At 65.7% G+C, this 14,931-nt stretch carries 12 protein-coding genes; 7 read left to right on the top strand and 5 right to left on the bottom strand.

Annotated features, from left to right (window positions below; all coding sequences use genetic code 11):
- The first annotated feature begins 434 nt into the window (after positions 1-434).
- The 4 genes from QX039_RS07590 (at position 435) to QX039_RS07605 (ending at position 5,789) form a co-directional block, all read left to right on the top strand.
- Complete coding sequence (locus QX039_RS07590) at positions 435-1,055, top strand: glutathione S-transferase family protein (protein WP_315740180.1); 621 nt, start codon at positions 435-437, stop codon at positions 1,053-1,055.
- 160 nt (positions 1,056-1,215) lie between these two features.
- Positions 1,216-1,809 carry a biliverdin-producing heme oxygenase gene (locus tag QX039_RS07595; protein ID WP_315739942.1) on the top strand — a complete coding sequence of 198 codons (594 nt, stop codon included), beginning with the start codon at positions 1,216-1,218 and terminating at the stop codon, positions 1,807-1,809.
- On the top strand, positions 1,806-4,340 hold the full coding sequence (locus QX039_RS07600; protein WP_315739943.1) for an HWE histidine kinase domain-containing protein: 2,535 nt from the start codon (positions 1,806-1,808) through the stop codon (positions 4,338-4,340). Before QX039_RS07595 ends, QX039_RS07600 begins: the two co-directional genes overlap by 4 nt.
- A 432-nt stretch (positions 4,341-4,772) precedes the next feature.
- Positions 4,773-5,789 (top strand): hypothetical protein, encoded by a 1,017-nt coding sequence (locus QX039_RS07605; RefSeq protein ID WP_315739944.1) that lies wholly within the window; start codon positions 4,773-4,775, stop codon positions 5,787-5,789.
- Between the two features lie 3 nt (positions 5,790-5,792).
- Here the strand turns inward: QX039_RS07605 and QX039_RS07610 are convergent, their stop codons facing one another.
- Positions 5,793-6,926 carry a site-specific DNA-methyltransferase gene (locus QX039_RS07610; protein ID WP_315739945.1) on the bottom strand — a complete coding sequence of 378 codons (1,134 nt, stop codon included), beginning with the start codon at positions 6,924-6,926 and terminating at the stop codon, positions 5,793-5,795.
- A 384-nt stretch (positions 6,927-7,310) separates the two neighbouring features.
- Between QX039_RS07610 and QX039_RS07615 the strand changes: the two genes are divergently transcribed.
- Positions 7,311-8,231: a neutral zinc metallopeptidase gene (locus tag QX039_RS07615; protein ID WP_315739946.1), complete on the top strand. Its 921-nt coding sequence runs from the start codon at positions 7,311-7,313 to the stop codon at positions 8,229-8,231.
- 9 nt (positions 8,232-8,240) lie between these two features.
- Complete coding sequence (moaB, locus tag QX039_RS07620; RefSeq protein ID WP_315739947.1) at positions 8,241-8,804, top strand: molybdenum cofactor biosynthesis protein B; 564 nt, start codon at positions 8,241-8,243, stop codon at positions 8,802-8,804.
- 40 nt (positions 8,805-8,844) lie between these two features.
- Here moaB and QX039_RS07625 read toward each other — a convergent pair whose 3' ends face one another.
- The 4 genes from QX039_RS07625 to QX039_RS07640 form a co-directional block, all read right to left on the bottom strand.
- A complete protein-coding gene (locus tag QX039_RS07625; protein WP_315739948.1) occupies positions 8,845-9,258 on the bottom strand; it encodes a hypothetical protein in 414 nt (137 codons plus the stop codon).
- A gap of 136 nt (positions 9,259-9,394) precedes the next feature.
- Positions 9,395-10,324, bottom strand: coding sequence for a helix-turn-helix domain-containing GNAT family N-acetyltransferase (locus tag QX039_RS07630; RefSeq protein ID WP_315739949.1), 930 nt, complete (start codon positions 10,322-10,324; stop codon positions 9,395-9,397).
- A 64-nt stretch (positions 10,325-10,388) separates the two neighbouring features.
- The gene (locus tag QX039_RS07635; RefSeq protein ID WP_315739950.1) at positions 10,389-10,961 is read right to left on the bottom strand and encodes a glycosyl transferase; all 573 of its coding nucleotides are present in this window, start codon (positions 10,959-10,961) and stop codon (positions 10,389-10,391) included.
- Between the two features lie 176 nt (positions 10,962-11,137).
- Positions 11,138-13,555: a phosphoketolase family protein gene (locus QX039_RS07640; protein WP_315739951.1), complete on the bottom strand. Its 2,418-nt coding sequence runs from the start codon at positions 13,553-13,555 to the stop codon at positions 11,138-11,140.
- Between the two features lie 190 nt (positions 13,556-13,745).
- Between QX039_RS07640 and QX039_RS07645 the strand changes: the two genes are divergently transcribed.
- Complete coding sequence (locus QX039_RS07645) at positions 13,746-14,924, top strand: PA0069 family radical SAM protein (RefSeq protein WP_315773972.1); 1,179 nt, start codon at positions 13,746-13,748, stop codon at positions 14,922-14,924.
- The last annotated feature ends 7 nt before the right edge of the window (positions 14,925-14,931 follow it).

A 14,931-nucleotide genomic window follows, 5' to 3' on the forward strand; every position in this document is an offset into this window, starting at 1 on the left:
CTCCAGCAGAGGCGCTTGACGAGCTGCTGTCACGAATGAAAACACTGGGTGTTGCGACCACCGCTTGAGCCCGCCGGATGTTCCGGCTGGACCTGTGGTGACTGCCGCCTGCTTATCTTTCTGCAGGCGGGCCATGGGTTGCGGCCAGCACCCGGCATTCCCTGCGCCCTCCTCATTTGCGAGGGTCCTTCTCGGCAACACCTCGGGCGCGGCGCGCCGCGAGAGGGTGAGGTCATGTCCTTCATCGGGATGTCCTTCATCGGGATGTCGGTCGTCGCATCGCCATCGATCGGCCCGGGTCGTGTCCGGATCCGCGCGGGTCGAGCACGCGGCCCGCAGAATGCAGATCGCCCATGACGGCGCACGCGGGCGGCCAGGGGTGGACGGTCTGGATGGGTGCAGATAGGGTCGGACATCATCTGTCAGGGATCACCATGCTCAAGCTCTATGTCGCGCCGGGCACCTGCGCGCTCGCTTCACACATTGCACTCGCCGAGACCGGCGCCCACTACGTCGCCGAGAAGCTCAGCTTCAAGACCAACCAGCAGAACAGCCCGGACTATCTCGCGATCAATCCCAAAGGGCGCGTGCCGGCGCTGGTGACGGAGCAGGGCGTTCTGACCGAGACGCCGGCGATGCTCGCCTATATCGCGCAGCGCTTTCCGGAAGCGCGGCTTGCGCCGCTCGACGACGTCTTCGCCTTTGCCGAGGTGCAGTCGTTCAACAGCTATCTCTGCTCGACGGTCCACATCGCCCACGCGCACAAGATGAGGGGCTATCGCTGGGCCACCGAAGAGTCCTCCTTCGCCGACATGAAGAAGAAGGTGCCGGAGACGATGAGCGCCTGCTTCGCGCTGATCGAGCAGAAGATGCTGCGCGGCCCGTGGGTGATGGGCGAGCAGTACACGATCTGCGATCCCTATCTGTTCACGATCGCGCAATGGCTCGAAGGCGACGGCGTCGACATCAACGCCTTCCCGAAGGTCGCCGCCCATTTTGGCCGCATGTCCGGGCGGCCGGCCGTCAAGAAGGCGCTGGCCGAGCTGGCGGGCTGACGGCCATCCTCGAGGCCATGGCGTCGGAACAGCGTCCGCCAGCACGGCGCATCGGAGAGCGGAAAAAATAGCAGCGCGGAGCCGGAACCCAGCTCCGGCCATCGACGTTGCAGGAAGCCGTGGCGCGCCTGCGACCGATCTCCTTTTCTGGGACCCCTTGATGTTGCCGGCTGCCGTTTCAGATGACCGTTTGCGCGCGACCGGCACCGAGGGCATCCGCGAGAGACTGAAGGCGGCAACGGCCTCGGCGCACCGCGCGCTGGATGAGGGGCTCGTTCATTTCGATCTCACCACGACGGCTCATTACCGCCGGTTCCTGCAGGCCAGCGCAGCCGCTCTGCTGCCGTTGGAGGCGGCGCTCGATCAGGCCGGGGTGGATGATCTGATCGAGGACTGGCCGCAGCGCCGACGATCGCAGGCGATCGCCAGCGATCTCGCGGATTTCGGTGCCCTGCCGGTTCCGATGGACCTTCCCGCACCCTCGCTCGACCGTGCGGGCGTATTCGGCACGCTCTACGTGCTGGAAGGATCGCGGCTCGGAGCAGCCTATCTGCTGCGCATGGTCGCGGCCTCCGCCGATCCGCGGGTGAGACGCGCGACGCGCTATCTCGGTCATGGCGCGGGGCAGGGCTTGTGGCGCAGCTTCCTGTCGCAACTCGCGCAAGAGAGGACGACAGCCGATGATGAAGTCAGGATGATCGTGAGTGCGGGCGCAGCGTTCGCGATGTTTGCGAAGGCAATGGCAGCAGCATGAACGAGCCGGTCAACCTCACCAATTGCGATCGCGAGCCGATCCATGTTCCCGGGAGCGTCCAGCCGTTTGGCTTCCTGCTGGCGCTGGTGTCGGACTTCACCATCTGCATGGCTTCGGAGAACGCGCCGGACTTTCTCGGCGGCGACATCGGTTGGCTGCTGCAGCGGCCGCTCGACGCCGTGCTCTCGGAAGCCGCCGTGACGGCGATCCGTGCCCGGGTCGACTATCTCAGCGGTCCGGACGCGGTCGAGCGTGTGTTCGGCGTCGATCTTCAGGGCCGGGGCCGGCTGTTCGACCTCGCCATCCACTTTTCCGGTGCGTATCTCGTCGTCGAGGCCGAGCCGAGCCTGATCGAGCCCGGCGTCAATTCCGGCGAATTGGTCCGGCTGATGCTCGGCCGCATCCGCAAGACGACGGGGATGATGGACCTGGCGCAGGAGGCGGCGCGCCAGCTCAAGCTGCTGACCGGCTTCGACAGGGTGATGGTGTATCGGTTTCATCCCGACGGCTCGGGTGAGGTGATCGCCGAGGTCGCGGGCTCCGGCCTGGAGCCGTTCCTCGGGCTGCATTATCCGGCCTCGGACATTCCCAAGCAGGCGCGGCAGCTCTATCAGCGCAACTGGCTGCGGATCATCGCCGACATCAACGCCGCGCCGGCGCCGCTGCTGTCGACGCCTGCGCACAATGCCGGCCTGCTCGACCTGTCGATGAGCGTGCTGCGCGCGGTCTCGCCGGTCCATATCGAATATCTCCGCAACATGGGCGTCGGCGCGTCGATGTCGGTCTCGATCCTGCGCGAAGGCAAGCTCTGGGGCCTGTTCGCTTGTCATCACTATGCGCCGCATCACCTGTCGTTCGAGAAGCGCACCGCGGCCGAGCTGTTCGGCCAGATGTACTCCTGGCTGCTCGAGGCCCGCGAGCGGGAGGCCGACGTCGCCTATGAGACGCGCGCGCATCAGATCCAGGAGCGTCTGATCGAGCGTGCGGCTCTGCACGCCCACAGCAAGCGAGCGATCCTCGACTTCGTTGCCGACTATCGGCAGATGATCGAATGCGACGGCATTGCCGTGTGGTCCGATGACGAGATCACGCTCGACGGCGAGACGCCGTCCGAAGAGCACGTGCTGGACCTGATCGGCTTCATCAACCGGACCTCGCCGGGACGCATCTGCGCCAGTGCCGAGATCGCCAAGGTCTATGCCGCCGGCGAGGCGTTCCGCGATCGTGCCGCCGGATTTCTCGCCGTTCCGATCTCGCGGACGCCGCGCGACTGCCTGATCTTCTTCCGGCGCGAAGTGCTGCGCTCGGTCAACTGGGCGGGCGATCCCAACAAGACCTACGCCGAAGGCCCGCTCGGGCCGCGCCTCACGCCACGCAAGAGCTTCGAGCTTTGGCAGCAGACGGTGGCCGGCCAGTCGAAGCCATGGTCAGCGGCGGATCTGCGCATCGCCGAGAGCCTGCGCATCACCCTGCTGGAGGTGATCCTGCAACTGTCGGAGCTCGCCGCGCGCGAGCGCCGCGGCGCCCAGGAGCGGCAGGAGCTCATGATCGCCGAGCTCAATCACCGCGTTCGCAACATCCTCAGTCTCGTGCGCGGCCTGGTCGCGCAGAGCAAGGAGACCTCGACCTCGGTCGAGGACTTCGCCGCGCTGCTCGGCGGCCGCATCCAGGCTCTGGCGCGTGCCCACGACCAGATCACCAATCTCAACTGGGCGCCGGTTGCGCTGCGCGCGCTCTTGGAGTCGGAGGCGGGCGCCTATCTCGGCTCGCGGGCCGCGCGGGTGCGGATGGAAGGGCCGGACGTCGCGCTCGACCCCAAGGCGTTCGGGACGCTCGCGCTCGTCGTGCATGAGATGATGACGAACTCGGCGAAATACGGCGCGCTGGCCGACTCCACCGGGCAGGTTCAGGTGGCGTGGCGACTGGATCCCGGCGCAAGCCTCGTCATCGACTGGAAGGAGAGCGGCGGACCTCCGGTGCAGCCGCCGACGCGGCGCGGCTTCGGCACCACCATCATCGAGCGGTCGGTGCCATTCGATCTCAAGGGCGACGCCGAGATTCGCTTCGATCTGCTCGGCGTTCAGGCCCGCTTCATGATTCCCGCCAATTTCGTCCAGCTGATTCCGGCGCCGACCGGCGCGGTCCCACGTCCCGAGCAGAAGCAGGAGCCGACGCCGCGTCTCTCAGGCGCCGCGCTGATCGTCGAGGACAATTTGATCATCGCGATGGGCGCCGAAGTGATTCTGCTCGAGCTCGGTGCGCGGCAAGTCGACACGGCGGCTTCGGTCGGTCAGGCGCTGAAGGCGATCGAGCGCGCGGTGCCGGGCTTCGCGCTGCTCGACATCAACCTCGGCGCGGAGAGCAGCCTGCCGGTCGGGCACCGGCTGAAGGAGCTCGGCGTGCCCTTCATGTTCGCCACCGGCTATGGCGAGCGCGCGCCGATTCCGCCCGAGCTGTCCGACGCGCCGATCATTCAGAAGCCGTACACGCGCGAGCTGGTCGAGAAGGCGTTGACGAAGATGATGAAGTGAGCGGGGCGCGGCGTGTGGTCGATGTGCGCGTCATGTTCGCAACGGCCATGGCGAGTGTACGTCGATGACGCGGCGAGTTTGTCCGACGCCGTCGTACACGCGTGGGACCGTCGAGAGTCATTGACTTAGATCAAGTGAGGCGCCCGCGCATCAATGTCTGGACTACGCCTTGCGGTGATTGGCATTCAGGATTTCAGTCTTGGGTTTTCTCACATCCGCGTGTTGTCTCGAATGGCACAGCACGCGTATCGTCGTCGTATCAACGCGAATTCCCACTGTTGCTGCGACAAAACAGCCCAAAAATATTAAAACGCATCCAAAGGACACCGCTGTTCTAACATTGTTTCGACAAATGGAACCTCCGCAGCCTTATTCCGAACGAAGTCATCGCCGAAACGGCGCGCGGGGGCGCGTTGAATCGTCGGAGGTGTGATGACGAATCGAACGACGAGTTTGTTGCCGCGCGTTGCTGTCGCCGTGCTGGCGGGAGTGGCTGCGGCGACAATCGAGTTTACACCGGCATCGGCTGCTGACGAATGCCTTGCAAAGCCTGCGGGAACGCCGGCGGGGAAGCACTGGTTCTATCGCATCGATCGCGCGACGAAGAAGCAGTGCTGGTATCTGCGCGACGACGATCGCGAGGCGAAGGGCGCGTCGCTCGTCACGCGCAAGCTCGCCTCGCAGAAGGAACGTGCTCAGCTCTCGTCGACCGCGGCCAATGCACGTGCCGAGATCCAATCGTCGTCCAAGGACGCCGCCGATGAGGTGAAGGTCGTGTCCTCGACACCGACCGCCGCGCCGTCTGTGCCGGCGACGTCTGCGTTTCCGTCGGTTGCCGCATTTCCGGCCGCGCCAGCGCCCGTCGCGTCAGCGCCGGCGGCGCCCGACCCGGTCGGTGCGGCCGTGAACGAATCTGCTGTTGCGACGCGTTGGCCCGACCAGTCCGGCACGCGGCCGGCAGCGGCGGAGCCCGCCGCGCCCCGCGCGTCCTCCTACACGCTCGCGGCCGCCAGTGACACGAGCGCCGCGGAAGCGGCTGCTCCCGCGACGCCGGCGCTGGCCGCTGCGGATGCGTCGCCGGCCGTGACGCTCGGCATGTCCGGGGATGATGCGTCCAGGACGCGGATGTTTGCTTTCCTCGGCGCAGTCGCGATTGCGGGCTTCTCGATTAGCGTGCTGTTTGCGCGCGCCCGGGGCAGGCGGCAGCTTCGCATCGAGCCGGTGGCCGCCCGGCGCGTCACGCGTTGGCCGGCGGAGCCCGAGCTCGATCGCATGCACCTGCCGCCGGTGGACAGCTACTATCCGGCCCTGGCGGGACGCAGGGGTAAATCGTCGCAGTCCACCGCGCAGGTCTCGGTCGTGCCGCGCGACGACGTTCGCTACGACGAGCAGTACGAGGTCGAAGACCTGCTGGCGCGCTATTCCGGACAGGAGCGCCGGAATTCGTGAGCGTCAGGCGGCGGACATCTCGGAGCGGATCTCGGCGCGCAACTCGTCGATCAGCCTGAGGCCGCCCTTGGTCTCGACGTGCCAGAAGGTCCAGCCGTTACAGGCCGGCAGACCTTGCGCCACCGCGCCTATGCGGTGGATCGAACCGACCTTGTCACCCAGCATGATGGCCCCATCGGCGCGCACCAGCGCGCCGTGGCGGCGCTTGGAGTCGACGAGCTTGGTGCCGGGCGCGATCATGCCGCGCTCGATCAGCTCCGAGAAGGCGACGCGCGGCGCTTCGCGCGCCGTCATGAACGGTGCGAGCGTTGCCTCCGGCAGCGGCTCGATCGCGGCGATGCGCCGCTCTGCCGCTTTCGCATAGACCTTGTCGCGCTCGAAGCCGATGTAGCGACGGCCGAGGCGTTTTGCCACGGCCCCCGTGGTGCCGGTGCCGTTGAACGGATCGATCACCAGATCGCCGGGTTTCGAGGATGACAGCAGCACCCGCGCCAGCAGGCCTTCCGGCTTCTGCGTCGGATGGATCTTCTTGCCGTCGCCGTCCTTCAGCCGTTCCTCGCCCGTGCACAGCGGAATCAGCCAGTCCGAGCGCGCCTGGACGTCCTCGTTGGCGGCCTTCAGCACTTCGTAGTTGAACGTGTAGCCCTTCGCCTTCTCGTCCCGCGCGGCCCAGATCATCGTCTCATGCGCGTTGGTGAAGCGGCGGCCGCGGAAGTTCGGCATCGGGTTGGACTTGCGCCAGACGATGTCGTTGAGGATCCAGAAGCCGAGATCCTGCATGATCGCGCCGACGCGGAAGATGTTGTGATAGGAGCCGATCACCCAGATCGTTGCGCTCGGCTTCATCAGGCGGCGCGCGGCGAGCAGCCAGGCGCGCGTGAAGTCGTCATAGGCGGAGAACGAGGAGAACTTGTCCCAATCGTCGTCGACCGCATCGACCTGCGATTCGTCGGGACGCTTGAGCTCGCCCTTGAGCTGCAGATTGTAGGGAGGATCTGCAAACACCAGGTCGACCGATGCGCCTGGCAGTTTCGACATCTCGGCGACGCAGTCGCCGACGATGATTCGTTGCTCTTCGAGGGTCTGAAATTTAGTGCGGGGCGCCCTTGCAGACGCCCCGCGACGCGACTCTACCATGACTCAAGAACTCTGACTCAGGCGACGCTGTCGGCGACGCGGGACCTAACAACCGACTGCCCACACATTGACCCGGCAAAGTAAAAATGGACTTAACCCGGAAAATTATTCGCATCGATGCGCACGCTTTCATCACGCGCACCAGCGACGAATTCCGTTCGTCGATGCACGATGGTCTCTGCGCAAGACGCCGATTGCGATGGGTTTTTCGCGCCGGTCGCGCGCGAGCGCAGCCGATCGAGGTTCGGCGCGGGCCGGTTTTTTTGGCGGCGCTAGGCAAAATTTGCCGGCCGGGTTATTGATTAACACAGTGGAAATTTTACCTGTTTGCCGCGTTAGGCATTTCGCGCAGAGCCGCGCAAGAATCGTGAGGAAAGGCCGCCCATGCGTTACGATGATTTCCGTCGCAGCGACGACATCGACGACCGTCGCGACGAAGGCGGCGGGATGGGCGGTGGTATGGGTCTGCCGATCGGCGGCGGCGGGCTGGGCATCGGCACCATCATCGTGCTCGGCCTGATCGGCTATGCCTTCGGCATCGATCCGCGCATCCTGATCGGCGGCGCCGAGATGCTGAGCCATGGCGGCGCGCCGACCCAGCAGGCGGACCGGCGCTCGCCGGGCCGGACGGGCGCACCCAAGGACGAGATGGGCGACATGATCTCCGGCGTGCTCGGCGAGATCGACGACCGCTGGAGCGAGATCTTCCAGGCCAGCGGCCAGAATTATACCGGGCCCAAGATCGTGCTGTTTCGCAACAGCACCAATGGCGGCCGCTGCGGCATGGCGCAGTCTGCGATGGGACCGTTCTACTGTCCGCCGGACCGGCAGATCTTCCTCGACACCAACTTCTTCCGCGAGGTCGAGACGCGCTTCCGGGGCTGCTCGGGCAGCGCCTGCAAGTTCACCGCGGCCTACATCATTGCGCACGAGGCCGGGCACCACATCCAGAACCTGCTCGGCATCCTGCCGCGCGTGACGCGGATGCAGCAGCAGTCGGACAACAAGGCCGAAGCCAACGCGCTGCAGGTCAAGGTCGAGCTGCAGGCCGACTGCCTGTCCGGGGTCTGGGTCAATCGCGAGGCCAAGAAGCGCCCGGGCTTCCTCGAGGAGGGCGACATCGACGCCGCGCTGACGACGGCCTCGGCGATCGGCGACGACACCTTGCAGCGGAAGGCGACCGGACGCGTGGTGCCGGATTCGTTCACCCATGGCTCCGCCGCGCAGCGCAAGCGCTGGTTCATGATCGGCTACCAGCAGGGCACGGTGCAGGCCTGCAATACGTTCAGCGCCAGTTCGCTGTAGGGAGACGCGATGATGGCGATCGACGAGAGCAAGAGCTTCATTCCCCTCAACATCGCCGTGCTGACGGTGTCCGACACGCGTTCGCTTGCCGACGACAAGTCCGGCACCACCCTGAGTGACCGCCTGACCGCTGCCGGCCATAGGCTCGCGGCGCGCGAGATCGTCACCGACGACGTCGAGAAGATTCGCGCGGTCGTGAAGTCGTGGATTGCCGATCCCGGCGTCGACGTCGTCATCACCACCGGCGGCACCGGCTTCACCGGCCGCGACGTCACGCCGGAAGCGATCGAGCCGCTGTTCGAGAAGCGCATGGACGGCTTCTCGATTGCTTTCCACATGCTGAGCCACGCCAAGATCGGGACGTCGACGATCCAGAGCCGGGCCACGGCCGGCGTCGCCGGCGCGACCTACATCTTCTGCCTGCCGGGATCACCGGGCGCCTGCCGCGACGGCTGGGACGGCATCCTCGCCGCCCAGCTCGACTACCGTACGCGACCCTGCAACTTCGTCGAGATCATGCCGCGGCTCGACGAGCATCTGCGCCGGCCCAAGGCGCAGGGCGCGACGGCGTAGGGCCCCGGCACGACGACGCGCCGCGCGTCCATCGCACGTCTCACTTCGTTGGTACGATCTCGAAAGCGCCGCCGCCTTCGATTGCCGCGCCAATGAGGCCGCCCATCATGCTGGCGGCGAAATTCTGTCCGCGCGGTCCCACGACCATTCGATAGGTCTTGCCGGGCACGGCGGTGAAACGAATGTTCGACGAGCCCGGCGAGGACCATGTCGATACGGCGATCGTCGTGGCGCCCGGCGCAATCGGGCCGCTGTAGCTCTCGCCGCGGCCAAGGCTCGCCACCTTGGCGCCGTTGATCTCGATCGCCGCGGGCGCCGCCAGATAGAGGAAATCGGCCGTGCGCGTAATCGCGACCGTTGCGCGTCCTTTGGGCGCGGCGTGAGCCGCCGTCCCAGCCGCGACCCCCAACAAGCCTGCCAGCGCGGCAAGCGCCGCAAGCTTCGATCGCACCATCGATTCCATCACTGCTGATACCCGCCCCGTTTGGCGGGATACTACCGACGCGCGGGAACTTCGCAATCGGCATGCGCAACGTGTTGTGGGGGTGATCTCGGCCTACCGGCGGTTGCTGCAACCCGGGCGGCGCGCGCTACAGCTCGAGCCGCCATGTCTCGCCCGTCAGCGGGACGCCGAACATGGCGTGCGGCTCCTCGGCGATCTTGCGAAACCCGGCGCGGGCATAGATGTCGCGCGCGGCGGTGAGAATGCTTTGCGTCCACAGCTCGATCGTCCTGTAGTTCTTCTCGCGGGCGAAGCGGATGCATTGTTCGGTCAGGGCCCGGCCGACGCCGAGACCGCGGGCCTTCTTCTCGACCAGCAGCAGCCGCAGCTTGGCGGCCTCGTCGCTGCCCTTGACCAGGAAGATCGAGCCGACAGGCTCACCCGCAAGCTCGGCGATCCAGCAGTGCTCGCGCGCAGGGTCGTAGCTTCTGATGAACTGCGCGCCGATCTCGGCGACCAACGCCTCGAACGAGACGTCCCAGCCATATTCCTCGGCGTAGACGGCGCCGTGCCGTGAAACCACCCAGCCGATGTCACCCGGGCGATGGCTGCGCAGCAGCACCGGGGAGCGGCCCAGCTGCTGCGGCTCCAGGGCGGTCTCGATCGTCGTCATTGCACCGACCAGCCGGTCGCGCACGGATGGCGCCAGCGGCGCCAGCATGGCCGCGATCTCCTTCTGCGAGCTGCGGTCGAGCCTGGCATAGGCCTGTCGTCCCTTGGCGGTGAGCCCGAGCTGCTGCTGTCTGCGATCGGTCGGCAATGGCGTGCGGGTGATCAGGCCCTGCTCGTCGAAGCTCTGGACGATGCGGCTGAGATAGCCGGCATCGAGGCCGAGCGAGAGACCGATCTCCTTGGCGGAGATGGCGTCGTACTGCGCCAGCTCATAGAGCACACGCGCTTCGGCCAGCGAGAACGGACTGTCGAGCAGATGCTGGTCCAGCGCGCCGAGCTTCCTCGTGTAGAAGCGGTTGAACGCGCGAACGGCGGCGACCTGGCCGTCGGATGGGGCAGGAATCATGTGGCACCTCCAATACTTGCCATTGTCAATCAATTGATTGACTTTGGCAAGTATCGTCCCGATGCTAGACCATGACAATCCGGCTGCGCAGCATGGTCCGCGAGGAGCGGCCGAGCTGACGCAACAGGCGCGTCTCGGCACGCTTTCGATCGGGCTGGTAGCCGCCGACCTGCCGGTAATGATCGCGGGCGATCAGCAGGCCCTGGTCGCCGAGCGGTCCGACCAGGGCCCGAGCGACCGATCGCATCCGCTCGCGCAGACTGATCGCAGCGTAAGGAGACCTGGCGTAACGGAAAACGCCGGCGCGGGGCTGGCCGGCGGCGGCGACGCTCTGGACGAACTGCCTGGTTTCGTCGATCCAGCCGGGATCGAGCATCGCGCCAGCGGGCAGAAACATCAGCCAGGGCGCCCGCGCGTTCGCGGCCCCTGCCGCGAGCGCTGCGGCCTGGGAGCCCTCGAACTTCATGAAGTGGCAGCCGGCGACGTCCGCGACACGCTCGATCACGCTGGAATCGGGCGAGCGATCGACCAGCAGCACCTCGGTGACGACACCGGCCGCGGCGCCTGGCACCAGCGCGGACAGGGTGGCCACGGCGGTCTGCTCGACACCTTCGGTCGGGATGATCACGCTCAGCATGAACCTGGCATCGTTATCTGTCGCGCCTCCAGCATGACTGTTATCATCTTGTCATAGCCAAATCAGCCCGCTGCGCTGCGGAATTTTGCAGCACGTAGCGGGTCGCGCACGTTCGGGCAACGCCGAACGATTGCTATTTCAAGGTGCTGCGTTGCTGGAGCTCGCGCTTGGCTGGTTCAGTCGCCCGCCTGTGTCGGCGTGGTGCCGCCGGCGCTGTTCGGCCAGACCCAGTCGCGGATCGCCGGCATGTCCTCGCCATGCGCCCGGATGTAGCGGGTATGCTCGATCAGCGCATCGCGAAATTTCTGCTTCACATGGGCCGCGGACACGCTGAGGCCGGGCACGCGTTCGATCGCCTCGATGGCGAGGTGGAAACGGTCGAGCTCGTTGAGCACGACCATGTCGAACGGCGTCGTCGTGGTGCCTTCCTCGATGAAGCCGCGCACATGCATGCCGGCATGGTTGGTGCGGCTGTAGGTGAGGCGATGGATCAGATACGGATAGCCGTGATAGGCGAATATCACTGGCTTGTTGGCGGTGAACAGGCTGTCGAAGTCGCGGTCGCTGAGGCCATGCGGATGGTCCTGCTTCGGCTGCAGGGTCATGAGATCGACGACGTTGACGACGCGGATCTTCAGGTCGGGCAATTCCTTGCGCAGGAGGTCGACGGCTGCGAGCGTTTCCAGGGTCGGGACGTCTCCGGCGCAGGCCATCACCACGTCGGGCTCTTCGTCGGCGGGCTCGGTGCCGGCCCAAGACCAGATGCCGATGCCGGCGTCGCAATGCGTGGCGGCGTCCTGCATCGACAGCCATTGCGGCGCGGGCTGCTTGCCGGCGACGATGACGTTGATGCGGTCGTAGGTGCGCAGGCAATGGTCGGCGATCCACAACAGCGTGTTGGCGTCCGGTGGGAAGTAGATGCGGACGATATCCGCCTTCTTGTTGGCGACGAGGTCGACGAAGCCGGGATCCTGATGGCTGAAGCCGTTATGGTCCTGCCGCCAGACATGCGAGGTCAAGAGATAGTTCAGCGACGCGATCGGGCGCCGCCACGGCAGCTCGCGTGACACCTTCAGCCATTTGGCATGCTGGTTGAACATCGAATCGATGATGTGGATGAAGGCCTCGTAGCAGGAGAACAGGCCATGGCGGCCGGTGAGCAGATAGCCTTCGAGCCAGCCCTGGCAGAGATGCTCGCTCAGCACCTCCATGACGCGGCCGTCATGCGCCAGATGGATGTCATAGGGCTCGATGCCCTCCATCCACACGCGCTCGGTGACCTCGAACACCGCATCGAGCCGGTTCGACGCCGTTTCGTCGGGACCCATGATGCGGAAGTTTCGGGTCTTCGCATTCAGCGTGATCACGTCGCGCAGGAACTTGCCGAGCTCGCGCGTCGCTTCAGCGATGGTCTGGCCTGGTGAGGACACCTCGATCGCGAAAGCTTGATAGTCCGGCAGCTTGAGCTCGCGCTTGAGCAGACCGCCATTGGCATGCGGATTGGCGCCCATGCGTCGCTGCCCTTTCGGCGCCAGCGCCTGCAATTCCGGCCTGAGACGGCCATGGGCGTCGAACAGCGTCTCCGGCTCGTAGCTCTTCAGCCAGGCTTCGAGCAGCGCGAGATGCTCCGGCTTGCTGCGGGGGTTGGCAATCGGCACCTGATGGGCGCGCCAGAAGCCTTCGACCTTGAGGCCGTCGACCTCCTTCGGCCCGGTCCAGCCCTTCGGGCTGCGCAACACGATCATCGGCCAGCGCGGCCGTTGGATCGTTGCATCCGGCTGACGCGCATTCTGCTGGATGGAGCGGATGCTCGCGAGCGCAACATCGAGCGCGTCCGCCATCTGCCGATGCATCGCCTTCGGCTCCGCGCCTTCGACGAACAGCGGCTCGTATCCGTAACCTTCAAACAGGCATTTGATCTCGGCATCGCCCATGCGGCCGAGCACGGTGGGATTGGCGATCTTGTAGCCGTTGAGATGCAGGATCGGCAGCACCGCGCCGTCATGGGCCGGGTTCAGGAACTTGTTCGAATGCCAGGACGCGGCGAGAGGGCCGGTCTCGGCCTCGCCGTCGCCGACCACGCAAGCCACGATCAAATCGGGATTGTCGAACGCCGCACCATAGGCGTGGACCAGCGCGTAGCCGAGTTCACCGCCTTCATGGATCGAGCCCGGCGTTTCAGGCGCGGCATGGCTCGGGATGCCGCCGGGGAAGGAGAACTGCCGGAACAGTTTGCGCAGGCCATCGGCATCGCGCGTGATCTCCGGATAGATCTCGCTGTAGGTGCCTTCGAGATAGGTGTTGGCGACCATGCCCGGACCGCCATGGCCGGGGCCGCAGATGTAGATGACGCTGAGATCCTGCGCCTCGATGGCGCGGTTGAGATGGGCATAGATGAAGTTCAGGCCGGGCGTCGTCCCCCAGTGGCCGAGCAGGCGCGGCTTGATGTGCTCCGGTTTCAGCGGCTCGTGCAGCAGCGGATTGTCCAGCAGATAGATCTGCCCCACCGAGAGATAATTCGCCGCCCGCCAGTAGCGATCGAGCAGGTCAAGATCGTCGGCCGGGGTGGTCTGTTGGGGAGAAGTGATCTGCATGGGACCTCGCTTGCCTTCCGCTTCGCGCCTGCGGGATACTGTATGAGAGTAACGCCGCACCGTCCTGTTCCAGCGCACCTGCAGGATAGAACGGGAATGTGATGGCTGGCCTTGCGCCCGTGCAGAGCATGCGTGCGCTTTTGTTCTATTTTGTTCTTGTAATGTTCTGTTTGCGTGCTATGTCTTGGCCATGAGCCGAGCATCTTCACATGCCCTCAAGCGCCCGCCGGTCCCGGTGCCCTCCGAGCCGGCGGGCGCGCCTTCGTCAGGTCCTGGGAAGGACTTTCCCGAACTTGCGGTCGCCATCGAACGGGGCCGGCGCCGCGGCCGGGGTGCCCAATCCAACGCGAGCGGCCGCTACGAGGCGGAGGCCCGCGTTGTCTTCGATGATGGCTGGCAGAGCCTCGAGGAGCTGCCGCCGTTCAAGACGACGGTCGCGACCGACACCTCGCGCAAGGTCATCACCCGCAACGACTCGCCGGACATCGGTTTCGATCGCTCGATCAATCCGTATCGGGGCTGCGAGCACGGCTGTGTCTACTGCTTCGCGCGGCCGACCCATGCGTTTCTCGGGCTGTCGCCTGGTCTCGACTTCGAATCCAAGCTGTTCGTGAAGCCGGATGCGCCCGCGCTTCTGGAGAAGGAGCTCGCGGCCAGCGGCTACGATCCGCGGATGATCGCGATCGGCACCAACACCGATCCCTATCAGCCGATCGAGCGCGAGCGGAAGATCATGCGCGGCATCCTCGAGGTGCTGGAAAAGGTTGGCCATCCCGTCGGGATCGTCACGAAGTCGGCGCTGGTGATGCGTGATGCCGACATCCTGGCGCGGATGGCCAAGAAGAACCTGGCGAAGGTCGCGATCTCCGTGACCACGCTGGATCCGAAGCTGGCGCGCACGATGGAGCCGCGGGCCTCGACGCCGTCGAAGCGGCTGGAGGCGCTGCAGGCGCTGTCCAAGGCCGGCATTCCGACCACGGTGATGGTGGCGCCGGTGATCCCGGCGCTCAACGACAGCGAGATCGAGCGCATTCTCGATGCCGCCGCCCATGCCGGCGTCAAGGAAGCGGCCTATGTGCTGCTGCGGCTGCCGCTGGAGGTGCGCGACCTGTTCCGGGAATGGCTACTCGAGCATTATCCCGACCGCTACCGCCACGTCTTCACCCTGATCCGCGACATGCGCGGCGGCCGCGATTACGACTCGCAATGGGGCACGCGAATGAAGGGGACAGGCCCGATGGCCTGGATGATCGGCCGCCGCTTCGAGATCGCCTGCGAGAAGCTCGGGCTGAACAAGCGTCGGACCAAGCTGACGACCGATCATTTCGTGCGGCCGAAGGGCGGCGGCCAGCAGCTCAGCCTGTTCTGAAGCGTGC

Origin of the sequence: Bradyrhizobium sp. SZCCHNR1043 (assembly GCF_032489675.1) — a bacterium.
Lineage (GTDB): Bacteria > Pseudomonadota > Alphaproteobacteria > Rhizobiales > Xanthobacteraceae > Bradyrhizobium.

What these genes read in the sequence shown, in the direction of transcription:
- moaB (WP_315739947.1), top strand. Translation starts at nt 8,241, where the DNA reads ATGATGGCGATCGACGAGAGCAAGAGCTTCATTCCCCTCAACATCGCC.
- QX039_RS07640 (WP_315739951.1), bottom strand. Translation starts at nt 13,555, where the DNA reads ATGCAGATCACTTCTCCCCAACAGACCACCCCGGCCGACGATCTTGAC.
- QX039_RS07630 (WP_315739949.1), bottom strand. Translation starts at nt 10,324, where the DNA reads ATGATTCCTGCCCCATCCGACGGCCAGGTCGCCGCCGTTCGCGCGTTC.
- QX039_RS07615 (WP_315739946.1), top strand. Translation starts at nt 7,311, where the DNA reads ATGCGTTACGATGATTTCCGTCGCAGCGACGACATCGACGACCGTCGC.
- QX039_RS07605 (WP_315739944.1), top strand. Translation starts at nt 4,773, where the DNA reads ATGACGAATCGAACGACGAGTTTGTTGCCGCGCGTTGCTGTCGCCGTG.
- QX039_RS07595 (WP_315739942.1), top strand. Translation starts at nt 1,216, where the DNA reads ATGTTGCCGGCTGCCGTTTCAGATGACCGTTTGCGCGCGACCGGCACC.
- QX039_RS07645 (WP_315773972.1), top strand. Translation starts at nt 13,746, where the DNA reads ATGAGCCGAGCATCTTCACATGCCCTCAAGCGCCCGCCGGTCCCGGTG.
- QX039_RS07625 (WP_315739948.1), bottom strand. Translation starts at nt 9,258, where the DNA reads ATGGTGCGATCGAAGCTTGCGGCGCTTGCCGCGCTGGCAGGCTTGTTG.
- QX039_RS07610 (WP_315739945.1), bottom strand. Translation starts at nt 6,926, where the DNA reads ATGGTAGAGTCGCGTCGCGGGGCGTCTGCAAGGGCGCCCCGCACTAAA.
- QX039_RS07635 (WP_315739950.1), bottom strand. Translation starts at nt 10,961, where the DNA reads ATGCTGAGCGTGATCATCCCGACCGAAGGTGTCGAGCAGACCGCCGTG.
- QX039_RS07600 (WP_315739943.1), top strand. Translation starts at nt 1,806, where the DNA reads ATGAACGAGCCGGTCAACCTCACCAATTGCGATCGCGAGCCGATCCAT.
- QX039_RS07590 (WP_315740180.1), top strand. Translation starts at nt 435, where the DNA reads ATGCTCAAGCTCTATGTCGCGCCGGGCACCTGCGCGCTCGCTTCACAC.